The sequence below is a fragment of the Lachnospiraceae bacterium oral taxon 500 genome (genome assembly GCA_002999035.1).
In the GTDB taxonomy this organism is placed as follows: domain Bacteria; phylum Bacillota; class Clostridia; order Lachnospirales; family Vallitaleaceae; genus W11650.
On record CP027241.1, the window covers coordinates 2,796,905 to 2,822,133 of the forward strand.

Here is a 25,229-nt window from a genome sequence, read left to right on the forward strand (position 1 = left end):
TCTTCAAACACCCATAAACTGTATGTTTCCTTGTACAGTGATCTTGTCGTCTGTTTCGTGAACTAGACTCGCTCTGCCGGAATACCCTAAAACATTTTAGCAACCTCCGGCTTCACCGCTCTTATCACAACTTGGTTATTATATACCTGCGGGGAAAAAATTACAAGTTTTTTTCGCGTTTTTCTGTTTTTCTCTGTTTTGCACAAATTTATTCTCCGTTTTTACCGAAAGTGTAAAATTTTGTTCATTGCGACATTGAATCCTCATGAGTTAAATTATGATTCCGGCAATACACAAGATACTGCGCTTCGACTATCGAAAAGTCGCAACATCTTTGTACTAACTGTGGTTGGGCTTTTTTCTGAACAACCATATCGTAAAGTTTTTGTGCCCTGCTGGTAATAAACGTCGAATTTTCAGTTTTATTGCACCATGACAGTTGATTTGATAAAAGATTTTTATAATTAATTGTTGGTTTATCATCTGTCGGCAAAATTTTCATATTCACAATCTGCAAACTATTTTCATGAATCGGTATCATGTTATTCAAATTGATTGCCCCCCATGCTCCGCCTTTGATTTTAAGAAAGTCTATCTGATTTTTCATGGCAAGATGTTTCGGCTTGGGAGACGTAAGCGGAGCATAATATTTATAGCCATTAATCGAAAACACAATTCCAACAAATGGCCGATTTCTTTTTTTATCCATTGTATAGGGAACGCAAGGATCGCTTTTCCGCAAAAAGTCACAATATTAATATTCATCATCAGCGCAGTAAAAAGAAAATTTCATATTTCACCTCCTCTTTCAAAAAAAGAACAGGCTCATAAAAGCCTGCTCTTTTGCTTTTTTAGCTCCCACTCATGGTAGGGTACACCGCTTTTTTAGCTCCCACTCATGGTAGGGTACACCGCTTTTTTAGCTCCCACTCATGGTAGGGTACACCGCTTTTCAGACATCTCTGTCTACCAATAATATTGTATGCTAATCCCGAAAGCCTGTCAAGATATTTTTCTATTTTTCTATTTTTATTATTCTTTAAGATACTTAGCCTTAGCCGCTTCCCATATTTCAACTACATCTTGACTGGGGGTATATTCTTCATCGCCATGCCTTTTTAAAACAGCCGCCGATCTATCCGCCGACAGCGAAATACTCCCATAATAAATGCCCTGTGGTGTATAATACTCCGTTTTATCCTGCATAATATTTTTTTCTTTAAAAAACAGCAGCCGCTCTTCCCCTGCTTTGATTGCTTGATAGCTCTCCACATGATAAGTAATATCACTTTCTTCATCATAATACTCATTTTCGTAAATTGTAATCTCCTGACCAGGCAAAATTTCTTTCGACTCATCCTTATAGACATCCAACACCTTAACCTTTGACAAAGTACAGCCAAACACCGGTTTTCCATTATGCCGATCTATTAAAATGCGGTCTTTAGTGCTATCTTCTTTTATTACCTTAACCACGATCCCACTATTATTATCCATCTCCTCAAAGCTTTCAAAACTGACAACTTTAGCTTCTATATCCTCATGCTTCGAAGCATTGGTCGGATTGTCCTTTGTCTGCGTTTCATCTGCCACGCAAGCACTTAAACTTAATACTGCTACCATTAGTACGGCCGCTGTCCATAGCTTCTTCATAATCAATCCCTCCTTTAGTATTTAGCCGCAATTCCCTGCTTATCATCTGAAAGTGGGTACGGTTTGTTATTAAAGCCTCTTTCTCGCATAACAGATATTGTGTTATTTTCTTCCTCACAATGATCCAATCCAAGACAATGTCCCACTTCATGCACAACCGTTTCCTGTTGTTCAACATTGGATAGTTCTTGATGAAAGCTCTTGTATAACGTTACTGTATGCGAGTCATTACTGTAATGGTGTGCTATTGCGTAAGCACCGGAATCCATATCATAGCGCGCATAAAAATAAATATTATGTTCTCCCTCTACCGCTCTTACTTTTATTTCTGGACAAGCCTCCCATTTTTTAGTACAAGTAGTTACCATAGTGGAATAAGAACCCACAACTGTGCTTATTAAAAATTTAACGTCCTGTGGATTTGTCAAAGTCCAGTCATTGAACCTATATGCCTGAATACTCACTGTCGAATACAAGACAAATAAAAATGTAAATAAAAACACCATTTTTTTATATAAACATTCACTCCTTTCTCTGTTTTTTACTGTTATTTTTCGATAATTATTATATCGTATAATAAATAAATCGTCAATTTTTTTCTGAAAAATTATTCGTTTTTCCCTCTTCCTTAGTCAAACTTTTTCTTTAGTAGCTCCCATCCTCCGACCTGCAATGCCCAAGTCAGGCCAAAGACCACCAGCACCGGCAAAAGCCAGGACAATTTAACTTCATGCAGCGGCAGCCGGGCAAACAGCGGATAAATCAGCGGGATTTCTATTCCCAGTTCCGTTGCCAGCGCCGCCACGCCACTGATGATCATGGCCGTGTAGACCGGCAGCCGGTAAATCCATTGCCCGACCGGCAGCCGGTAATGGACCAGCGCCAGAAAGATCAGGACAATGGCAATCGGATAAAGGACATAAAGCACTGTCACATTGTACTTTAAGATCGCATCCAAACCAATATTGGCAAACGCCAAACTGAGCAGCGTCCATAAGCTGACCCAAGCTTTATAGGAAAAGCGCGGATAAATCGCGGCAAAATATTCGCCCGAAGAAGTAACCAGCCCGACCGAAACACTTAAACAAGCCAGAGTAAAAATAGCGCCCGTTAAAATCGCACCGCTCCATCCAAAAAGGTGATTCGACAAACGGCTCAAGATTTGAGCGCCATTGGTTGCATCGGCAAAAAGACCGGCACCGGAAGCTCCCAAATAAGCCAAAATGAAATAAATCACTGCCAGCAATAACCCGGCAAAGCCGCCCGCCCTGACTGTCGCCCGGACGATTGCCTTTTCCTCTGTCACCTGAAAATCTCGAATAACCATAGAAATAACTATTCCAAAGTTGAGAGCAGCAATCGTGTCCATCGTCATATAGCCATCGATCAGTCCGGTCAGCCCCGGATGCTCCTGATAAGCGGTAGTCGCTGCTGCTCCCATCGCCGGCATTCCAGTGATCAGAGCGGTCGCGAATAAGATCAGCATCAAGCCCAGCAGCGTCGGCGTAATGATTTTGCCAAGCCGCTCCACCAGCTTGCTGGGATTTAGTGCCAGCCAATAAACGATAGCAAAAAACAGCAGGGAATAAAGAAACAAAGCCAAACGCTCAGAGAAAGCAGCCGGCAGATAAGGCTTAGCCCCCATTTCAAAAGCAACCGTACTGGCTCTGGGAATAGCCAGTACCGGCCCGATGGATAAATAAATAGCCGCCGTGAAGATCCCCGCAAAGCGCGGGCTGACCCGTTCTGCCAAGTTTTTCAAGCTGCCGGCTTTGGCCACCGCCACCACTCCCAAAACCGGCAGCGCTACTGCGGTAATGCTGAAGAAAAACATAGCACTCCACACCTCTTCACCGGCCAGCTTCCCGGTCATCGGCGGCACGATCAAATTGCCCGCTCCGAAAAACATTCCGAAAAGCATTGTTCCAATCAGCATATACTGTCTTAAACTTAATTTTTCTTTCATTTTCTTCCTCCTTTACTGGGAAAAAATTTAAAATTTAAAAAGTCCTTTGTATTTTTCAATACAAAGGACGAATCTCTCGCGGTACCACCTTTTTTCCGAATTACTCGGCACTCTCGCATCCAACAATGCTGCTGCTCGATAACGTGAGCTCAACCCGTCATTTCCTACTGCAATTTCAGAATGAACCTAAAAGACTACCTTCCAAACCGGCATTTCAATAGCTCTCACCACCCGCTATCTCTCTGCGCAAACACACGGCTCGTACTCCTTCTTTATCCTCGGCGCTGCTTATTTATTTCATGTATCATAACTCATAACAGCCCCGCTGTCAAGTATTTTTTGTCCACAGTTCAGGCAAGCGATTTATATATGAGCAATTTGGCGAAAGTCATTTCGGCAAATTGCGAGTGTGTTGCCTGAACGGAAATTTTTCTTCCTATTATAAAGGACTTCTTAATATGATGATTTCCTTTTTTTCTTCGTTATATTGCCGGCTTATTTATTGCTGACAAAATCCCGATCCGCCGTCCAATCAATCTGCCATCTCTGCCAGCGAAGCCGTTCTTTCTTTCAGCTTGCCTTCCTTGGCTACCGCCAGCATCAGCTTCAGCCGGTTTTCCTGATTAACGTGCGTCGCACCGGGGTCGTAGTCAATCGCCACAATATTGGCGTTAAAGCTCTCCCGCAAATTGCGGATCATGCCCTTGCCGACAATATGATTGGGCAGACAGCCAAAGGGCTGGGTACAGACGATATTGGAAAAACCATGATGGATCAGTTCGACCATCTCCGCCGTCAAAAGCCATCCTTCGCCCATTTTACAACCCTCGCCGACCACCTTGGTGCCCTCCTGAAAAAGCCTTTGGTGCGGCCAGGGCGCCAAAAACTTACTATGTCTCCCGACTGCTTGAATCAGCAGTTTTTCATAGCCCTCCACATAGCGGAAAATCAGATGATGCACGATCCGGTTCAGTAGATGGCCACCGTAAAGCTTGATATCAATGACATTATTTTTGGCACAGTAAAGGACAAAACCTAAAATTCCCGGAACATTGACCTCGCAGTCATGCTCAGCCAAGAACTTTTCCAAATGATTATTGGCTAAGGGCGAATATTTAACATAGATCTCGCCGACAATGCCCACCTTCGTCTTGTCCCTCTTTTCCAGGGCAATCGCCGCAAAATCATCTGCAATCTCATTCAGATAGCGCTTGATCCCGATACGGGAAAATGCTTTTTTTTGCGCCATCAGCTTCGCCAGCCGCCGCGTCCAGTTTTCGACCAAACGATCCGTTTCCCCCGCCGTGATTTCATAAGGCCGGGTTTGATTGGACAGCAGCATCAACAGGTCGCCGTAGACCACACCAACCAGCAGATGATGCACCATTGCCAGCGACAGCTGAAAGCCGCTATGCTTTTCCAGCCCCGAAGTTGAAAAAGAGATCACCGGAATATGCCCCAGTCCGTCGGTTTTTAAGGCTTTGCGCAACAGGTGAATATAATTGGACGCCCGGCAGCCGCCGCCCGTCTGGGACAAAATCAGTGCCGTCTTACTCAGATCATATTTGCCGCTGTGCAACGCATCCATGATTTGACCGATGCACAAAAGTGCCGGATAGCAGGTGTCGTTATGGACATAGCGCAGCCCCTCCTCGACAATCCGCTGATCGGTCGTGGTCAGCAGCTCAACCTTATAACCATGATATAAAAAAATATTTTTTAATATTTCAAAATGAATCGACGCCATATTGGGAATCAATATGGTATGCGTTGCTTTCATTTCCGCGGTAAATTCCTGCCAGCTTCGTTCTCTCATCGCTTATCCTCTCTCTTTTTTTGTTCAATTGCGGCAAATAAGCTGCGCATTCGGATTTTGACTGCTCCCAAATTGGCAATTTCATCAATTTTCAGCTGGGTGTAAATCCGGCCGCTGTCTTCCAAAATCTCCCGGATTTCATCCGTTGTAATAGCGTCAACGCCGCAGCCAAAGCTGACTAACTGAACCAGATTAATATCCGGGTCTTTGCTTTCAGCGATATATTTGGCCGCCGCATACATCCTGGCGTGATAAGTCCATTGATTAATGACCAAGGTATTCACTTTGCCAAACTCGGCCGCCAAACAGTCCTCGCTGATCACCGCCGCGCCGCAGTCGCAAATCAAATCATCAATTCCGTGATTGATCTCCCGGTCCATATGATAGGGCCGGCCGGCCAGTACGATCAAAGACAATCCCTGCGCTTTGGCCTGAGCCATGATTTCCTGCCCCTTTTGCATAATTCTTTGCCTATAGGCGTCATTTTCGGCATAGGCCTGCCGGGCCGCCTCCTGAATTTCCCGCAGTGAAATCTTAGGAAAATACTTGGCTAAAATCTCCTGCATTTTCTTCGGAAAATCTTTGGGCCGATGGATGCCGATATAATCGCTGATAAAAGCAGTATCGGCCAGGCGTTTTACATTTTTTTGGATAACCTCCGGATAATAGGCCACTACCGGACAGTTATAGCAGTTGTCACTAATCCCCTCGTCAAAATTATACGACAGGCAGGGATAAAAAATCGCATCCAATTTTTTATCCAACAACTCCTCGATATGTCCGTGCACCAGTTTCGCCGGATAACAAACCGTATCGGACGGAATCGTATGCTGGCCCCGGATATAGAGTTTGCGGTCGGCTTCCTCCGTCGTGTGCAGTTCAAAGCCGAGTGCAGTAAAAAAGGTATGCCAAAACGGCAGCATTTCATAAACATTCAGCGCCAGCGGCATGCCAATCCGCCCCCGCCGTCCGGACACCGGCTGATATGCCGCCAACAATTCCTTTTTATAATCATAAATATTCAGCCGCTTTTGCGGTGATTTGCCGGTTAAAGGCAGCTCGCAGCGGTTGCCGGAAATATAGCGCCGGCCGGTGCCGAAACGATTGACCGTCAGCTGGCAGTAATTGGCACAGCCCTTGCAGGTTGTCCGTTTAATGGTATGTTCAAACTCCGCCAGTTTCTCCGGTGTCAGAACCGTACTGTTCTCATAATCCATATTTTTGACATACAGCGCCGCTCCGTACGCCCCCATTAAACCGGCAATATTGGGCCGGGTCACTTCCCGCCCGATCTCCAGCTCAAAGCTGCGCAGCACCGCATCGCTCATAAACGTGCCGCCCTGAACCACGATATGCCGGCCCAGACTGTCCGGTGTCGCTGCTCGAATCACTTTATACAAAGCATTTTTCACCACACTGATCGACAGCCCCGAAGAAATGGAGGCCAGCGCCGCCCCGTCTTTTTGGGCCTGCTTAACCGAAGAGTTCATAAACACGGTGCAGCGGCTGCCCAAGTCAACCGGCGCATCTGCAAATAAGCCCAGCGCCGCAAAATCCGCACTGTCATAGCCGAGTGTAGCCGCAAAGGACTGTAAAAAGGAACCGCAGCCGGACGAACAGGCTTCGTTTAAAAAAATATTATCAATCGCTCCGTTTCGGATCTTAAAGCACTTAATATCCTGACCGCCGATATCAATGATAAAATCAACCTCCGGGTCAAAGGCATACGCCGCCGTAAAATGAGCAATCGTTTCCACCACACCCAGATCAAAGGAAAAGGCATTTTTAATAATATCCTCGCCATAGCCGGTCGCAGCCGCCCCGCCAATCCGGATCCCGGGATAGCGCTCATACAGTTCGGTTAAAAAGCCGCGGACGATAGAAACCGGATTGTCCTTGTTTGACACATAGCGCGTGAATACAATCTCATTTTTCCGATTTAAAGCGACAAACTTAACCGTCGTTGAACCGGCATCCACTCCCAGCCACAGCTTATTATCAGCGCCCGGCTGCGCATCCGTCGAAATATCCTTTCGCTGGTGGCGCCGTTTAAAGTCAGCATACTGGGCTTCACTTTCAAATAAGGCTTTGCACTTCTTATAATCATTTTTGGAAAGATAGGCACGGGCTGAGTGGGCCAGAAAAGACAAATCCACGGCATGGCTTTCAGGATAGCGGGCCGCACCGTAAGCAACATAATAAAGAGAGTTGTCCGGACAGATACCTTGCAGCTTTAAGGCATCGTCAAACGCCGCTCGTAAGCCCGAAAAAAAAGTCATCGGCCCACCCAGATACAGGATTTTACCGCTGATTTCCCGCCCCTGCGCCAGCCCCGCAATCGTCTGGCTGACAACGGCATGAAAAATAGAATGAGCGATATCCTGCGGCAACGCCCCCTGATTGAGCAGCGCCTGAATATCGCTTTTGGCAAAGACTCCGCAGCGGGAGGCAATCGTATAAAACTTTTCACTGCCGGCCGCCAGGCTATTCATTTCTTCCGCCGTTACGCCCAGCAGGGTTGCCATCTGGTCAATAAACGCCCCGGTCCCGCCGGCGCAGCTGCCGTTCATCCGAACCTCCAGTGCCCCGGTTAAAAATAAAATTTTAGCGTCTTCACCGCCCAATTCAATGACTACATCCGTATCAGGATAAAGTGCTTTCACCGCTAAGCGGCTGGCATAAACTTCCTGCACGAAAGACACGCCCAGATCCTCAGCCAGTCCCATTCCGGCTGAGCCGGAAATGCAAACCGGACATTCCCCGATCCCCGGAAAGCGCTCCATAATCTGCTCAATCAGCGCTGCCGTCTTAGCGGCAATTTGCGATAAATGACGCTCATAATGAGTGTATACTATATTGTTATCGTTGTCTAAGACAACGCATTTTAAAGTCGTAGAGCCAATATCCAGTCCTACCCGCATAAACAAAGGTCCTTTCTGCACAATGACCGTCCTCCGGCACTGCCGTTTGGCTGCGGTCATTTGATTTTATCCGCCTAAGTTAAGAGTCCGCCGCAACTTCGCATAAAAAGCAAAGTTTTGGGCAAAGAAAAATATATCTGCCGCCAAGCACGAACTTCTTTGACTGAAAATATCACTAAACGCAGAAATTGTCAACTGGTATTTGTCTCTATATTTACGTGATAAATTTCACATGGCCGGAAAGACCCTGTTACTCTTTTTCCCCCGCCGCCAGCCGGTTCAGGCCGGCGGTGTTTTTTACGCCGCACAGCAAATACAGCCGCTTTAATTCCTCTTTCCAGTGTTCAACCTCGGCAATGGTTTCCGTCAGGCCTTTTTCTTTCAGCAAATACAAAATCTGCCCGGCCAGCCCGGCCGCCTTGGCGCCCAGTGCTAAGGCCTTGGCAATATGGAGCGCATTTTTAATCCCGCCGGAAGCTAAAAACTCCGCCTGCCCCTGAAAATCCCGACTGTTTTTTAAGGATTCGACCGTCGAAATGCCCAAATTCTCTAATTCGGCAAAGGGTTTGTCCCGGCGGACATTTTCAATCTTGGCAAAGTTCGTACCGCCCCGGCCGCTGATATCAATTGTTCTTACTCCGGCCGCCAAAAGCCCCGCGATATCATCCCGGCTCATACCGAAGCCGACCTGCTTCACCATCACCGGCACCGGACTTTTTCGCACAATTTCCTCAATATGACCGAGCCAGCCCCGGAAGTTTCTTTCGCCCTCCGGCATGATTAACTCCTGCAAAGGGTTGATATGAATCTGTAAAAAATCGGCCGCCGTCTCCTCAAGCGCCTGCCAGGCCTCAGCCGGAGTTTTATCCGCCCCCAGATTAACACCCAGACAAATGTCCGGCGCTTCCCGGCGAATCACGGCAAACGACCGCTTTGCTTCCGGCCGGCGCAGGGCAATGCCGTAAGAGCCCATTACCAGCATCAAGCCGCATTCTCTGGCCAAAATCGCCAGGTTTCGGTTCCATTCCTCCGCCTGCCGGCTGCCGCCCGTCATGGCATTGATATAAAAAGGATAGTTCAGGGAAAATCCCATAATTTCCGTGTGCAGGCTGATCTCATCCAGATTTAATTCCGGCAGGGAACGCAGCGGCAGAGAAATCGAATCCCATTCCGGGTTTTGCTGATTGTGAAACTGCAGGGCATATTGTAAATGCTCGTCTTTTCTTTGCGCCGTTTTTTCCATTTCTCCTCTATTCCGCCTGAATATAGCTCTTTAAATGCCTTAAAATAATTTCAATCCCGATTTTATTTTCACCGCCTCTGGGCAAAATAATATCGGCATACTTTTTCGACGGCTCCACGTACTGCTCATGCATCGGCTTAACCGTTTTGCGGTACTGTTCCAGCACCGACTCAACTGTCCGTCCCCGCTCAGCCATGTCTCTGGTCAGGCGGCGCATCAGCCGCTCGTCGGAATCGGTATCAACATAAATCTTAATATCCATCAACTCCCGCAGCGCTTTATCTTCTAAGATTAAAATCCCCTCGACAATAACCACCCGCTTGGGCTCAACCAAAACCTTTTCTTTCCCTCTGGTATACTGGGTATAATCATAAGTCGGACGGTAAATTGCCTGCCCCTCTTTCAGCCGCCGGATATCCTCAACCAGCCGTTTGGTTTCATAAGCATCGGGATGGTCATAATTTTGACGATAACGCTCTTCCATCGGCATTTCTGCCTGATCGTTGTAATAATAATCATGACTCACCACCTCAACCTGTTCGCCGAATCTTCTCATAATTTCCGAAACTACGGTCGTTTTCCCCGAGGCAGAGCCGCCAGCCACCCCTACAATAATCGTTTTTTTCATTTCTTCCTTTCCCTGCCGCTTTCAAAACCAAGTTTTTACTGACCGCTCCTGACTTTATCACTGCTGTCTTTGATTTCCCTGTTAAAGCCTGCCTGAACTGCAATTATTTTTTATTTTTCCCCTGATAATTCTTCATCCCGCCGACCACATTGACCACCCGGTAGCCCTGTCCTGCCAGTGTCTTAACCGCCATCTTGCTTCTCATCCCCGACTGGCAGAGAATATAATAGGTCTTGTCCTTAGTTAAAAACTTATCCGGCGTTTGCAGCAACACCAGCATCGGAATATTTTGCGCCGTTTTCAAACTGCCAGCCTCAAATTCATTGCCTTCGCGCACATCAATCAGCTCAATCCGGCCAATCAAATCATCCAGTTCGTTGACATTAATCTCCTCATATTTCTTCTCTTTTTTAAAAAAACGAAACATTTTTTCCTCCTTGCCGGCCCTCTTTCCCCGCCTCCGCGGCGGCCGGTCTTTTCTGCTCTGCCTAATCTGTCACTCTCATCTTATCATATATTTTAACCCTCCTCAAGTCAAAATATTGCAAAAATATCAGCACAATATCCTCTCTCACCGGCAGACAGCGACTTCCTGTTAATCGGCCTTACCCGGCCGCACATCAAAAGGCTGCCTTAAAATGACTTTGCATCCTTTTAAGACAGCCTCTTTTGCTTTACTCTTTAAACAATCTTCGGCAGCAGCCTCGTGCGTCTGTTTTTAAAAATATTTGGTAATCACCCAATCATGCTCTTTCATATCCAGTTCGTTTCCGCAATACCGGCAAATTTTACCTTCTAACAGCGACAAACTGCTTCCGCATTTGCTGCATCTGAGGATAGACGGAGCACAGACTGCCTGCGTTTTGCAGTCTTCCTTTTTTTCAAGGTACATTCTCACCAGTTCTTTTCTGGTTTCAATCTTATTGTTTTTGAATTCCCTAAGCAGCAAAATGGCGCCCACAATCGCGGTTTGCACGCCTTCTTTTATTTGGTATGCACTCAGCATCAAAGACAGCGTTTCAATATCAACGACTCCCTGATAATTTTGCAAATGTTCGGACAGATCGCAATTTGAAAAGGCATTAACCTCATTTTTGGTATTTGCAAAATGGATGGCGTATATTTTATTTTCAAGCCCGCCAAAAAAGCTTTGAATTGAAAACAAGGGATCCTGTTTCCGTACTTTTTCTGCCCATTTGATTTCCCGGTCCCATTCTTTGCGGGAACGATACACCAATTTTTGATTTAAATCCAATTCTTCCAGCACCGCACTAAAGACAAAAGCAAGCGGCACAAGGAAAAGCATGGCAAGGGTAGCCATCAAAAATCCACCGGCGCCGAGCATAAACGCGCTTACTAATCCGGCCAAAAACTGCACAAAAACATTCAAGTCCTTGCGATAAAAAAAGGGCATAAAAAATCCTATATTGATGAGCGGCATCATTACCCCCAAGCAAATCCATGGGTAAATTAGTTTTCTTATCGCCTGTCGTTTCTCCTCTTTTACCTCAAAATCACGGCGGAATCCAAAATTGGCTACTCTCCCGCTTAAATCTTCAATCGTAAATTTGGTGCCGCAAAAATCACAGCCGTCAATCAAATTGCTTCTTGATGACACACTGCCGCAATTGGGACATACCACCTGATCTGCGCCGACATTTTTAGCGGACAAAAACGTATACCGGGCGACTTCCTTATCATATAGCTGTTTTATGGTCCGGTCGCCCTGCCGGTAAGTCCTGATAGCATAAATTTCTTCGTAGACATCCGTAACATCATATCTGCCGTCAAAGTAAGTCGCCGCCCTGACGCCATTAGAGCCCTTTGAATAAGAACGTCTGCTGGACTGCAAATCTATTTGGATACCCAGCTTTTCCAAACGCCTTTTTTGCAGGTGGATACAATGCCATAGTAACTGGGTCGCATGATTTTGCAGCGTACTGTTGTCTTTATTTCTATCTTCATTATTCATAAATTCACTATAAGCTGTCTTAAATGAACTCATGCTCCGCGTCAATTCATCATAATCTTCTACCACAGGATACGACGGAAAAATGAGGCTCAGCGGAAAGCCTATTTTTCTGCCTAATCGATATTTTTCCTTTACCCAAGCGCTAAAAAACAGGATGGTTCCGGCACTGATCACGATATATCCTACCACCGCCCCGGCATTGATCTCCTCTGATAATTGGGCAAAAATAAAACAGATGATAAAACCGATCGCGTAAATAATAAGCGGAATGATAAACTTCTTTTTGTTATAAACTCCAGTTTTTGCAACCGTTTTTGCATTTTTTTCAATCATTTTCTCTTCTCCTGAAAGACTCGACCGCGCCAAAAACAAACAGCCGTTTGTTTAAACGACTGCTTGCTTTCTCCCTCATTTTTTATATAGCCCATAAAGCTTATCTCTTATTTGACTCCATTTTAACCCTCATCCCCGAAAAAGTCCATTGGTCAAAAGACCAGTATTCGAAAAAAAATCCGACGTGCGAAATAAAAATCAAGCACCTCTGCCGTGCTTGCACGAAAAGAGGTGCTTGATTTTTATTTCATAGGGATGATTCCCTACGACGCCGAAGCCGCAGGTTTCGGCGTGCACGTCGGATTTTTTTCGAAAGCTCCTTTTCCTCCGCCCATGCTTGCATGGAAAGGAGATGTTTAGCTTTTACTTTCATAGGGATGATTCCCTATGACGCCGAAGCCGCAGGGTTCGGCGTGCACGTCGGATTTTTTTCAAAAGCTCCTTTTCCTCTGCCGTGCTTGCACGCAAGGAGATGTTTAGCTTTTACTTTCATAGGGATGCTCATTTTTCCGGCTCCACCTCAACCACCACATATTCCGGTCGGTTAAAAATGCGGGGCACCCGGGTTGATTCCCGCGCCAGTCCCCGGCTGACAATCATCGCCGCACCGGCAAAATCATAGCGCCCGCCGGCATAGCGGGGAAAAATCCCCTGATTCGGCGCGAAAACACCGTTAATCAGGCCCGGCACCCGCCATTGACCGCCGTGGGCGTGTCCTGCCAAAACCAAATCAAAGCCATAGACCAAATACTTTGTAATCTCCTCCGGCCGGTGCGTTAAAAGCACCGAAAACTTGTCCTTATCTCTATTCTTACCACAACGGGCCAGTTCCTTTTCCCATTCGCCGGATGGCGCTTCCCGGTCGTTAATGCCGGCAATTTGAATGCTTTGTCCATTGACCGCCAGTAAGTCGGTATCGCCCTCTAAGACCGTAATGCCATAGCTGCGTACCATCTGCCGCAGTCGGTCGATTTCATCCGTCCAGTATTCATGATTGCCGGTCACATAATAAGTCGGATAATGGCTGCCGGCCCACTCTAAAAACTCCTTGGCTTTTTCTTCCGGCAGTTCATCGTCAATAATATCGCCGCCCAGCAAAAGCACGTCGGGCTTAGTAGCGGCAATTGCCGCCGTCAGCCGCTCCTGCTTTTCTCCGTAATCACAGCTGTGCAGGTCAGCCACAAAGCCGATGGTGACCGGCTGCGTCACTTTGTCGGTCGACAGCTTATAGTACACCGTCTTCATCCGCACATCAAAAGCCGCCGCGCCCAGTGCCAGCAAAGCCACAAGTCCCGCCAGCCAATATATCTTTTTTCGCTTTCTCTGAATCATTTTTGCTCCTAAATCTGTTTTCTGCTCTATCTTTCAAAAATCCCGTCCGACATTAAAATCCGCCTTGCCGGAATTTTTCGGTACTATACGACCGCCTTAGCTTTCCCAGCCGAAACGCTTCTCTTTCCGCACAGACCCATAACCCTAGTTTACTCGCCCCGCAGCACCTCAATTGCCAGCCGCAGCACAATCTCATGGGAATCCTTGCCAAACCTGCGCATATCATGATTTTCCACATCAGCTAAGCTATCGGCCGTAAATAAAATCTGGCCAAAACGTTTGCCCCGAAACTCCGCTACCGCCGCCAGCGCCGCACATTCCATTTCCACCACCCGGCAGCCCTCACTGATTCGGTACGCCACTAAATCTTTTGTTTCCCTGTAAAAAGCATCCGTCGTCCAGGTTTTCACCCGCTCGTACCGGCAGCCCTGCCTGGTCAGCTCCCGTTCCATTTTATTTATCATTTCCCGGTTTAAAACTACCGTCCGGGCCGCCGGTAAATAATGATAGGATGCCCCTTCATCCCGCAGCGCTTCCTCGGGAATCAGCAATTCATTTTCCGGCAAATCCGTCAGCGTACCACAGCTGCCGACCGCGATCACCTCTTCCACCCCATAAGCATACAAAAAGTCCAGCACGCAGGCCGACAGTGCCGATCCCACCGGCGCCTGACAAAAACAAAGCTCCTCGCCCCGCCAGTTCAGCCGATAAACCGGCAAATCTTTGGTCATACTTTTAAATATAGAAATTTGTTCGGCTCCATGCCTTTCCATAAAGTCATAAAAAACTTCATTTAAAAAAGCAAAGACCGCCTTTTTTGGAAGATTCCCGGTCAGACCCTCATGGTCGGGCATAATAACCGACTGCTGCGAAGTATCATACTCCAAAATCGGGATTTCGTTTTTGATTAACATAAGAACTCCTCCTTCCCTCCGCCAGTTCCTGCATCATTCCGATAAAGCTCTCCAAATCGGCGGCCATGATATAATCAAGCACCACAAAATCCGTGACCTGCTCCTTGACCACAAGGTCATAAATATTGTCCTTGCAGGTTCTGGGGTCAATCACAATAATCTTTTGAAAGGAATGAATCAGCCACGGCACGAATGCGTTGGCGTAAGAATCCTTCACCACCATTAAAACCCGACCACCAGCTGACTCCGGGTTTTTATAAACCAGCCGCGGATAATCACCGCTTAAAAAGATTCCGTAATTTGTGCCATTCGCCACTGCCGACAAGCTGAACACCGTCTGCATATAAGAGTTCAAAGTTTCGGTTTCATCATAGAAAAAGCATTCTATTTCCGGATTTTTACCCTGATAAATATAATAATCAATCCGGTCGGGATGCTGACCCACCTTGCTGACTTGATTATTGCTGTATAAATAGCCTAAAAAGTTTTCCAACGAATGCCTTTCACAATCGGCAATATCCGGCATCGCCAGCCCCGCCTGCCGGGCAAACGCCTGCGCCGCGTAATATGCGCCCAGCTGCGTCCAGTGATGATCGGATCGAAAATAAAGATACTCCTGCCGGTGCGCAAACAACGGTGCGAACGCCTCAATCGTTTCATACCGAGGGTTTAGCAGCGAATAAATATACTCTATCGCCTTATCCTGCGGATCGCTGAAATCTTTATATTCCTCTCCGGTCAGCCCCACCTGCGTCGGCGCCAGCAAAGAATACATCCGCACATTTTCCGGCATTTTGGCAGCAAAGGTATTGAGCGCTTTGGCATAAGCGCTGACATTTTCCTCGTGAAAATGAAAAAGCTGCAGCAAAGTATCTTTCACCGCCATAATAGAAATGTTTTGCGTCTGCGTTTTATACTGTGAAAAATCCGTTTCCGCCTTCTGCCCCGGTTTCAGCGGTAAAGAGGGCGTTTCTTCTTGGCCCGGTTCTTTCTTTTCCTCCGGCTCCGGCTTTTTCTCTTTCTCCGGCTTCGGTGCTTTTGTATTGCCATCCGGATTAACCAAATTCATGCTATTTCCCTTTTCCAGCGCCATAATCTCCGGCTCAATTCCTTTTATTTTATCATACAGCGCCGTATATTCCAAAACCCGCTCGCGCAGCGGCACATGGTCATAGATATAAGCTTCCAGATCTTTAAAAAAAGTGCCGTTTAAATACGTTTGCCGGTTTAAAACCGGAAACGCCTGCAAACTCCGATTTTCTTTTTCCGAAATCAACGCCTGACTGCGAAAAGTGGCTGCCGTCAAAACGGCACAACCGCACAATAAAACCAAAAAAACAAGAACTGTCAGCTTTTTCATATCTCCTCCCTTAAAACCGAAAATATAAAAACGGATTATAAGTCTGACCGATCAGTAAAATAACCGAAACCGTAAACACCACCAGCACAAATACGCTGCCTGCCAAATCCCTGGCCCGCTCGGTTTGAAAAATCCGCTCCGCCAACCGCTTCGGATAGGGCGTCGCTCCAATCAGATAAACCGGTAAAATCCATATATTCGATAAAAACCATGTCTTTCCGGTTAAATCCAGCCATCTCCCGCCAAAACCAATCAGCGACCGGCTGACTGTCAGCAAAAACTCCAAATCGGTACAGTAAAAAATCACCCAACCGTAAACAAACAGCAGAACCGTCAGCATATGTCCCAGCCATTTGCTGCGTTCCAAGTATTTCCCCCACAACGTCTTTTCCAGAATCAATAAGACTCCGTAATACAGTCCCCACAGGATAAAGTTCCAGCTGGCTCCGTGCCATAGTCCGGTCAGCAGCCAAACCACAAAAATATTCCGGTAAAGCGCCCGGCGGTTACCGCCCAACGGAATATACACATAGTCCCGAAAAAAGCTACTGAGCGAAATATGCCAGCGCCGCCAAAAATCGGTTACAGAACGGGCAATATAGGGATAATTAAAGTTTTCCTTATAGTCAAAGCCAAAAATCTTGCCCAGACCAATCGCCATATCCGAATATCCGGCAAAATCATAATAAATTTGAAAGGTATAAAAAGCTGCGCCCAGCCAAGCGTTCAGTACCGGAATCTCGATTCCGGAAGTCATGGCCGGAGTCAGCAAAGCGGCTGCCGCTTTGCCGGCGTTATTGGCCAAAATAACTTTTTTGCCTAAACCCACGCAAAAGCGAAGCGCCCCCTGATAAAAACCTGCCTCACTTTCCTGACGGTTTTCAATCTGAGCGGCGATATCGGCATAGCGGACAATCGGCCCGGCCACCAGCTGCGGGAACATGGACACATACATTAAATAGTAAAAAAAGTTTTTCTGCACCTTGGTTTGGCCGCGGTACACATCCAAAGTATATGACAGCGACTGGAACGTATAAAAGGAAATCCCAATCGGCATCGGCCGGTTCCAGGCCGGCAGCAGAATGCCGGTCCAACTAAAAACTTCCCGCGACAGAAAGCCGGAGTATTTAAAGATCATCAGGATTCCCAAATCCAAAACAATTGAAAGAATCAGCGGCAGCCGCCGGTACTTGGATCCTTCCAATCGACTGATCCACCGGCCGCTCACAAAATCGACCGCCGAGGTAAAAATCATTGCCAGCACCCACAGCGGCTCGCCCCAGGCATAAAAGAGCAAAGACGCTGCCAGCAGCACATAATTCCGCCACCGGCGAAACGGCAAGCCAAAGTATAAAATCAATACCGCCGGCAAAAATAAACCTAAAAATACAATTCCTGAAAAAACCATTTCTTACTCCTTCAACTTCCCTGCCGAAAGCCGCGTATTTCCTGACAAATACACAACCTCTCCTGCCAAGCAGAAGCCAACAAAAAGACAAGCCCTTTTTGCGACCCTAAATAAGGCGCTCTGCAAATAGCTAAGTCAATATCTCAACTTTCCCATGTCCGATAAAACCCTCTTTTTTAGGTAGGCCGTCCACTCGGGCAGGAATAATAGGAAAATTGCGTTACCCCTTATTTTACAACTCGTTCACAAACTCCAGCAGTTTATCAAAATCCCCCTGCGGATACTCCGAAATATCTTTATTTTCCTTATTAATCAGGCAGTCCGTCAATAAAAAGAAAGACATTCCCACTTTCAGCGCTGCTGCATCCTCACTGGCATCATTGCCGACCATCAAACACTCTTCCGGCTGAACCTTTAGCTTTTCCAAAAGCGCCCGGTAATAATCCGGATTCGGCTTGCAGTAAGAGGAGTTTTCATATGTCGTGTACCATTCAAAGTCCTCCGGCGCGAGTCCCGCCCAGCCGATCCGGCTTTCGGTCGCCACCGCCGGAAAAATCGGATTGGTGGCCAGTGCCAGCCGAAAGCCCCTCTGCTTTAAGGCTGCCACCATTTGCGCTGCTTTTGGATTGTAGCCGCAAAAATCCTTAACCTGTTGGAAATCCTTTTGATAAAACTCTTCAAACAACGATTTATCCGCCAAAACCTGCTCACCGTTTAACTCCGTAAACTTCTTCCAGAAAGCTTCCTCATTCGTTTGCTGACCGGTATTTCTAACCATGGCCGCCGTTCCCACCCAAATACTGTCAATCAGCTTTTTCGGCTCATAGCCATGCGGCAGCAGTTTTTTGGTCAACATCTTAAAATAAGCCTCAGTAAACCTGTCCTGATCCATTGGCAAGAGGGTTCCGTCCAAATCAAATAAAATCGTAGTAATCTTCAAGTTCTCACTCCTTTTCCTATATCAATCCTCAAAACTCCGTTTTTCCCTGTCGAAACGCTTCGCGTTTCTGTGCGGGCGCACAGCCTGCCCTGTCGAAACACTTCGCCTTTCTGCGTATTCCCAGAAAAATTATTCCACCCGCTTTTACGCCTGCCGCAAAAGTGCTTCAATCGCCTGCTCAATATCTTCCGGCTTATCAGCCGGCGCGTATCTGGCTACCACCGCGCCGCTTTGATCAATTAAAAACTTGGTAAAGTTCCACTTGATGGCGCCGCCTAAAAGTCCGCTCTTTTCTTTTTTCAGATACTCATACAGCGGCTCGGTATTTTTGCCGTTAACGCAAATCTTGGCAAACTGCGGAAAACTAACCTGATAATTAAGCTGGCAAAAACTCTTGATTTCTGCCTCGCCCTCCGGCGCCTGCCCACCGAATTGATTGCAGGGAAAGTCCAAAATCTCAAATCCGGCCGACCGGTACTTTTCATACAATGCCTGTAAGCCTTGATACTGCGGCGTAAAGCCGCAGCGGGTAGCGGTATTGACAATCAGCAGCACCTTGCCCCGATATGCCGATAAACTCACTTCCTGTCCACTCATGTCCTTAACTGTAAAATCATAAATATTCATTACTTTTTTGAAACTCCTTTTGCTCTTTTCCATCCTTTACGCTTGCCGCACGTTCTGCCCTGTCGAAACGCTTCGCGTTTCTGTGCGGGCGCACATCCTGCCCTAACTTTGTTATGCTTAAAATGCGAGTATATCTCTTTCCATTTTCTGACATTTTTACTGATTTTTGCCTGCCGCTAAGTAACCGGTGACAACCGCAAAAAAGTTGAATTCAGTATAATCGTTTTGCCGCAAAAAAGCAAGAAAAATCCATTTTCCGGCTTAGCGGCTGCCGGCAGCAAGCTTTTAACGCTTTAATTGCGCTCAAAACCGTTACTGTTCAGGCAAACTCCTCGTAATTCGTCGAATGATAAATAAAAAAGGAGAAAAGTTTTTCCCAAACAGCCGCTAAACCTTGACTGCCGGTATTTTTCCTTTTCTCCTATCCATTATTTCCCCAAAAAACCTAATTTTTTACTTCTTATACCCGAAGTCCGGAATATTCGTCCAGCGCTCTCTTAAATAATGCGCGGCCAATTTGGGTTTGCGGTCTCTGGTAAAGACGCCCTTTTTATTGCCCTGTACCCGGAGCAGTCCCTGACTGGTAGCAAAATCGGCAAAGTTCCAAACCTGCTCGCCGACAAAGTTTTCCAGCTCATCCACCACCCGGTGATTGATCTTGTAATATTCCACCTGATATTCCTCGGTAAACATCACCTCGGTCGTATCATGCAGTCCCATGACCGTATCGGCACCGTATTCCGTATACATAAAGGGCTTGCCCTGCTTATTCCAAAAGCTCAGTTCCTCGCGGCAAAGCTGCTCCGCAGCCGCCAAATCGCCCCCGGCCGCATACCAGCCGTAATACCGATTCAGACAAAAAACGTCACTTAAGCGCAAGGTGCAGTCTTCCTGATAATTGGCCATCTGCACGCTGACGATGGTACACGGCCGTTTTTGCGGGTCTTTTTCGCGAGCTAGGTCATACAATGGCTTAAAATACTCATACGCTCCTTTGCCGCCCGAATCGGCTTCATTGGCAATGCTCCACATCACGACACAGGCATAGTTCTTGTCCCGGGCAATCATATCCCGAACCACCTCCTTGTGATGCTCCTGTGTCCGGATTCCGCCTTCTGCAATCGGGTCAAAAGTCAATACCTTCTTTCCGTCCTTAAACGCCGCGCCGCCGCCAAAGCCCAGATGCACACCAACCGCCGGTGTTTCATCAATCACTACAATGCCTTCCTCATCACACAGCCGCATCATTTCCTCACTGTACGGATAATGACTGGTCCGGAAACTATTGGCCCCCTGCCATTTAATCAGGCTGATATCTTTGCTGTTCATCGGCAGGTTCAGGCCCCGGCCGGCCGGGAAAGTGTCTTCATGTTTGCCATAGCCCTTAAAGTAAAAGGGCTGTCCGTTAATCAAGAACTTTCCGCCCCGGACTTCCACCGTCCGAACCCCATACGGCAAAACATACTGATCCGCGCCGTAAGAAACCGTTACTTCATAAAGATACGGCTTTAACGGCTGCCACAACTGGGGCTCCTGAATCGTTAAGGTTCCCTGTAATCCTTTTGCCTGCGCCACCAGTTCACCCTGCCGGGTGCGGACTTCGACCGCTGCTTCAGCTGCGCCTTCGACCTCAACCGCATAATCAATCAGCGCCTGTCCGTCCGCCAGCCGGCTGACTAAAGCAACATCTTTAATATATGCATCTTTCGGCGTGGTATAGAGCTTAACCGGACGGGTAATACCGCAATAATTAAAGAAGTCAAAGTTAGGATTATTCCTCTTCTTTGACGGCGTATAGGGGAAAAAGCCGGTCGATAAGATATTGCCCGTTCCCTCACTGCCTACCGGTAAAGTGGAATGGTCAATCCGATTGTCCACCGCCACCGTCAAAAGATTGCCGCCGGCTTTTAACAGTGACCCGACCTCCACTTCAAAGGGCAGAAAGCCGCCCTTATGCTCGCAAATCAGCTCGCCGTTTAAATAAACCTTAGCAATATGCGTCACCGCATCCAGCCGCAGCATCACTCTTTGCTCCAGCAAATACGCGGGCACATGCAGCGGTCTTTGATAAAAGACCCAACCATAATGATCCCGAAAATCCACACCTTCCTTAATATCATTATAAGAAGCCGGAACCGGCATAGTGAGAGCATCCGTTAAAGGCTTTTCCTGCCATTTTTCGGCAAAGCCATTGCCATTATCCAGCTTAAAGCTCCATAAACCGCTTAAATCAATCAATCCTCGTCCTTCTGTTAATACCGGATATAACATTGCTACCTCCTTTTTTATCTCATAACTATTTGCTGCTGATGGTCCGAAATTGCTCCGCTAACACCTCGGCAATCCAGCCGGCAGCATTTATAATCTGTTTCTTTCTCCCCAAAATACCTGCTCATTCCTATCCTGAACACTCCTGTCACTGCATTTCTATATTTCCCCGGGCGTCGGCTGCTTTAGGCAGCGCAATCATCAAATCAATCAAAGTCATCGCCAAGGGGATTCCCGTCCAGCAAAAGAGCAAATACAAAGCGCCGGTGATGTAATGCCTGGCATAAAACCGATGTGCTCCGCAAAGCCAACCGCAAGTTAAGGCCAAACGAATATATTTGCGGCGGTTGACTATTGCTTTCTTTTTTTCCTTATAATCTGCAATCGCATCACCCACCCGCGTAAAAAGACTGGGTTTAAGAGTCCCCTGCTGCTTTTTCAGTGCAACCAATTCTTCTTCCAGCTCCAGCCACTGTCTGGCATCAATTTCCGTCTGCTTTTCGTTTTTCATCGTCTGCCCTTTCGTTTTCTTTTTCGGCCTGCGGCTATCCGCAGTTTTCCCTCATTTACGGCTGTCGCCGCTTCTTATGCCTCCTGCATGGCTTTTTGCTTAATAGCCGCAATCTCGCTTTGAATTTCTTCCATTTTTTCCTTGGTCAAAGGATAATATTTCATCGCCACCACATTACACAGCAGACCGATAATTAACAAACCAAACATACTAAATACACCGACAAACTTGAGTCCATCCGTCAGCGGAGTATCAACGGTCGGAAGCTGCTCACTGAAGCCGACCATCGCACACAAAAGCCCAATAATCGTGGTGCCCAGCGAGGACACAATCTTATCCACCGAACTGAATAAAGTTCCCATTAAGCCCGGCACATAGCGGCCGCTCCGGTATACCTCATAATCGGCACAGTCGGCAGTCATCGGAATAACGATATTGCCCGATACTCCGGTAAAACCTTTTAAGCCCAAGTTTAAAACCATAAAAGCAATCGTAAAGAAAGTCCAGCCGGTAAAGTTTTCAGCACCCGGGAGCGATAACGTCGTCGGATTACCGGTATAAAATAAAACAATCAGCAGCACGCAGCAGGTCAAAGCGCCGTAAGTACCAAACAACATCGCTTTTCTCTGCCCGAGCCGGGTCGCAATGAATCCCACCCCAAAGAATAAAAAGAGCATAGTCGGAATGGTGGTATAGGCGGCAACCATACCGCTTAACTTATAATTTCCGCAAATAATGGCGTAAATAATAACACCGACCGTGGCGTTCGCCTGCGTAGTCAGCGCCAGTTTGTCGGTACTGGCCGACACCACCAGCATTTGAATTGCCCGGTTATGCTTTAAAACGTCCCAATAATCTTTGAAACCAACTTTAACCACTTTGCCGGTGCCGAAGTATTCACTCCGGTCTTTGGCTGCGATGGAAAAAATGGCGATAACCGTAAACACCGCGGAAATCGGAGCGGTGATCAACCAAAAAGTCATGAAAAACTGATCGTTAAATCCGCCGAACTTAGGCACCAAGACGCCGGAAATCAAAATCGGCAGCAAGGAAAATAAAATCGTATTATAAATTCCGTCAAAAATCGAAAACAGCGGCCGCTGCTTCGGATCATTGGTCATACAGGATTGAGCGGATTTAGTGACTACACATTGAAAAGTATAGCCAATGATATACACCATATAGACAATCACAAAAAAGATAAATCTTCCGCCCTCCGGCAGCCGATGGGTAACCGTAACCATAATCAGGCTGGTTGTTGCCAGAATCACATTACCAATCACGATAAACGGCCGGTTTTTACCAAATCTGCCATTGGTTTTATCCACCAAATAACCGATAAAGGGATCCGTCACGCCGTCCCATATCCGCATGGTGGTAATCAAGGTCGAAGCCAGTACCACTCCTACTCCGACATAGCCGGTTAAATAGTAAGCAATAAAGTTCATAAAAAATAAATACAGGTTGGTGGCGGTATTATTTAAGGCAAATCCGCCAATCTGCCATAGCTTCGCCCGGTGAATTCCGGCAGCTGCTGGTGTGCTCATCTTTTTTCCTCCTTTTTTGCTTCGGCTGGGCCGAAAGTAAGCAGTTCAACTTTCCCCCGTTAAAAATCCTGCTGCCTGCACGACCGCGCGGTCAGCCTGCCAAACAAGGAAAATTTGAATGAATAAATGACTCAACTTTTTTACTATACCTATTTTTTACTATTTATTCCAGTACTATTTTTATTGATAATCGCACTTTTTTGTGATATGATAATTTTAGTATAAAATTTATACTGATTTTTAATAAAATTATACTGATTTTTCATTTATAACTCAACTTTTCCATGTTCTGCAAAACTAGAACAGCCTTTTTAGGCAAATTGCGATACCGTCAGCCGAGCATAGAGTCCATGCAGAACGCCCGTCCCGGCAAAAGTGCGCAGCACTTCAATCAGGGGAAAGTTGAGTGTATAAGCTTAGCTTTCCCCCACTTATGAAAAAGACAGATAAGAATATCCATACACCTATACGCAAAAAGAAAAGTTTGTAACCTGATTTTTATTGGCTACAAACTTATTATACGAGGAGATATGCAAAATGCAGGTTGATATTTTGGAACTGATGAAAACACTCTTTCCGGCGCAGGGTGCACAGGTGCTCTTAGTCAGCGAACTGCCGGAGCTATCCGGCCGGATTGATTATAATCTGCGGCAGCAGCTGTTTCGAAACTTTGATTATTCCGCTTATTTAAAACAATTATCGGCTCAACTGGAAGCCGGCACGCTGCATCATATCGAAGATGATTTTCGCTTTTCTTATTCGATTTTGGCAATTCCCCAGACCGCTGAGGAATACGCCGGACAGTACCTCTTTATCGGACCGGTTCGGTTTCACAACATCACCAAAGGCGAGTTTCAAAAAGTAGCGGAAGAAAAACGGCTCCATCCTGACCTTTATCAAAAGCTGATTGACTTTTACAGCGGCCTGCCGGTTTGGTCGTCCTTTGATAATTGGAGCGCTGTTTTGGCCATTTTCAGTTCACTGCTGATGGGCGGTGCCAACTTCCATACCAAGAGCATTTTATATAATGATACTGATGCGAAGCAGGCGGTGGCCGAGCATATTTCTCCGGAACAAATTCAGCTTTCGCGAAGCACAATTGAAGCCCGTTACCAAGCCGAAGAGCTGCTGCTGCGGGCAGTGGCAGCCGGCAATGTAGAAAAGGCACTGACTGCCGTCAGTCAAATCAAGCAATATAAAATGCTGCCCCGTACCCCTGACCCGGTGCGCAATACCAAAAATACCACCCTGATTTTAAACACTCTTTTGCGCAAGGCCGTCCAGCAGTCCTGTGTTCATCCGATTTATATTGATGCGCTGTCCCGGGATCTGGCCGTTCAGATTGAGTCCGCCTCCAGCCTTAGCGCCCTGGATACTCTGCCGACCAATATGATCCGAAAATACTGCCTGCTGGTCCGGAATCATTCGCACGGCAAAAATTCGCCGATTATTTGCTTCTGCCTTGATTATATTGATTTCCACTATGTAGAAGCGCTCAGCCTGTCGGTGCTGGCTGAAAAATGCGGAGTCAGCGACAGCTACCTGTCCGCCCTGTTCCGCAAGGAAATGAATATGACCCTGACCGATTATATCCTGCAAACCCGAATAACTCACGCCATTTATCTGCTGAACACAACTCAGCTGCCGATCCAGACCATTGCCTCCCAATGCGGCTTTGAAGACGGCAATTACTTTACCCGCGTTTTTAAAAGAAAGCAGGGCCAGTCACCCCGGCAATACCGGAAAAGCATTAAGGCATAATCAGTGCAGCTGTCAAAATAGCGATGTTA

The 25,229-nt window shown here is 46.8% G+C and carries 20 protein-coding genes; 1 reads left to right on the forward strand and 19 read right to left on the reverse strand.

The annotated features are described in order from the left end of the window. Positions 1 to 244: 244 nt before the first annotated feature. From C3V36_12800 to C3V36_12890, 19 genes are all read right to left on the reverse strand, one after another. The gene (locus C3V36_12800; GenBank protein ID AVM70044.1) at positions 245 to 709 is read right to left on the reverse strand and encodes a hypothetical protein; all 465 of its coding nucleotides are present in this window, start codon (positions 707 to 709) and stop codon (positions 245 to 247) included. Positions 710 to 1,032: 323 nt separating this feature from the next. After that, positions 1,033 to 1,653 (reverse strand): hypothetical protein, encoded by a 621-nt coding sequence (locus C3V36_12805; protein AVM70045.1) that lies wholly within the window; start codon positions 1,651 to 1,653, stop codon positions 1,033 to 1,035. A 14-nt stretch (positions 1,654 to 1,667) separates the two neighbouring features. Next, entirely contained in the window at positions 1,668 to 2,159 is a 492-nt protein-coding gene (locus C3V36_12810; GenBank protein AVM70046.1) for a hypothetical protein, read from the reverse strand. A gap of 122 nt (positions 2,160 to 2,281) precedes the next feature. Continuing rightward, entirely contained in the window at positions 2,282 to 3,619 is a 1,338-nt protein-coding gene (brnQ, locus tag C3V36_12815) for a branched-chain amino acid transport system II carrier protein (GenBank protein ID AVM70047.1), read from the reverse strand. Positions 3,620 to 4,151: 532 nt separating this feature from the next. Further along, positions 4,152 to 5,435 (reverse strand): 2-hydroxyglutaryl-CoA dehydratase, encoded by a 1,284-nt coding sequence (locus C3V36_12820; protein AVM70048.1) that lies wholly within the window; start codon positions 5,433 to 5,435, stop codon positions 4,152 to 4,154. Continuing rightward, entirely contained in the window at positions 5,432 to 8,356 is a 2,925-nt protein-coding gene (locus C3V36_12825; GenBank protein AVM70556.1) for a 2-hydroxyglutaryl-CoA dehydratase, read from the reverse strand. Before C3V36_12825 ends, C3V36_12820 begins: the two co-directional genes overlap by 4 nt. 250 nt (positions 8,357 to 8,606) lie before the next feature. Beyond that, positions 8,607 to 9,599 carry a type 2 isopentenyl-diphosphate Delta-isomerase gene (locus C3V36_12830; protein AVM70049.1) on the reverse strand — a complete coding sequence of 331 codons (993 nt, stop codon included), beginning with the start codon at positions 9,597 to 9,599 and terminating at the stop codon, positions 8,607 to 8,609. Between the two features lie 7 nt (positions 9,600 to 9,606). Then, positions 9,607 to 10,227 carry a uridine kinase gene (locus tag C3V36_12835; protein AVM70050.1) on the reverse strand — a complete coding sequence of 207 codons (621 nt, stop codon included), beginning with the start codon at positions 10,225 to 10,227 and terminating at the stop codon, positions 9,607 to 9,609. Between the two features lie 103 nt (positions 10,228 to 10,330). Next, complete coding sequence (locus C3V36_12840) at positions 10,331 to 10,654, reverse strand: rhodanese-like domain-containing protein (GenBank protein AVM70051.1); 324 nt, start codon at positions 10,652 to 10,654, stop codon at positions 10,331 to 10,333. A gap of 291 nt (positions 10,655 to 10,945) precedes the next feature. Continuing rightward, complete coding sequence (locus C3V36_12845; GenBank protein ID AVM70052.1) at positions 10,946 to 12,532, reverse strand: zinc ribbon domain-containing protein; 1,587 nt, start codon at positions 12,530 to 12,532, stop codon at positions 10,946 to 10,948. 501 nt (positions 12,533 to 13,033) lie between these two features. Next, positions 13,034 to 13,864, reverse strand: a complete 831-nt coding sequence (locus C3V36_12850; protein AVM70053.1) for a phosphoesterase — start codon at positions 13,862 to 13,864, stop codon at positions 13,034 to 13,036. 149 nt (positions 13,865 to 14,013) lie between these two features. Continuing rightward, complete coding sequence (locus C3V36_12855) at positions 14,014 to 14,778, reverse strand: phosphorylase (GenBank protein AVM70054.1); 765 nt, start codon at positions 14,776 to 14,778, stop codon at positions 14,014 to 14,016. After that, positions 14,741 to 16,138 (reverse strand): hypothetical protein, encoded by a 1,398-nt coding sequence (locus C3V36_12860; protein AVM70055.1) that lies wholly within the window; start codon positions 16,136 to 16,138, stop codon positions 14,741 to 14,743. The genes C3V36_12855 and C3V36_12860 overlap by 38 nt, the downstream gene beginning before the upstream one ends. Positions 16,139 to 16,148: 10 nt before the next feature. Then, complete coding sequence (locus C3V36_12865) at positions 16,149 to 17,546, reverse strand: hypothetical protein (protein ID AVM70056.1); 1,398 nt, start codon at positions 17,544 to 17,546, stop codon at positions 16,149 to 16,151. 232 nt (positions 17,547 to 17,778) lie between these two features. Continuing rightward, positions 17,779 to 18,438: an HAD family hydrolase gene (locus tag C3V36_12870; protein AVM70557.1), complete on the reverse strand. Its 660-nt coding sequence runs from the start codon at positions 18,436 to 18,438 to the stop codon at positions 17,779 to 17,781. A 192-nt stretch (positions 18,439 to 18,630) separates the two neighbouring features. Next, complete coding sequence (locus tag C3V36_12875) at positions 18,631 to 19,113, reverse strand: glutathione peroxidase (GenBank protein ID AVM70057.1); 483 nt, start codon at positions 19,111 to 19,113, stop codon at positions 18,631 to 18,633. Between the two features lie 453 nt (positions 19,114 to 19,566). Continuing rightward, on the reverse strand, positions 19,567 to 21,384 hold the full coding sequence (locus tag C3V36_12880; protein ID AVM70058.1) for a beta-glucuronidase: 1,818 nt from the start codon (positions 21,382 to 21,384) through the stop codon (positions 19,567 to 19,569). Positions 21,385 to 21,529: 145 nt separating this feature from the next. Further along, complete coding sequence (locus C3V36_12885; GenBank protein AVM70059.1) at positions 21,530 to 21,892, reverse strand: TM2 domain-containing protein; 363 nt, start codon at positions 21,890 to 21,892, stop codon at positions 21,530 to 21,532. Between the two features lie 74 nt (positions 21,893 to 21,966). Next, a complete protein-coding gene (locus C3V36_12890; GenBank protein AVM70060.1) occupies positions 21,967 to 23,439 on the reverse strand; it encodes a glucuronide permease in 1,473 nt (490 codons plus the stop codon). Between the two features lie 537 nt (positions 23,440 to 23,976). Between C3V36_12890 and C3V36_12895 the strand changes: the two genes are divergently transcribed. Beyond that, positions 23,977 to 25,200: a hypothetical protein gene (locus C3V36_12895; GenBank protein ID AVM70061.1), complete on the forward strand. Its 1,224-nt coding sequence runs from the start codon at positions 23,977 to 23,979 to the stop codon at positions 25,198 to 25,200. Positions 25,201 to 25,229: the final 29 nt, after the last annotated feature.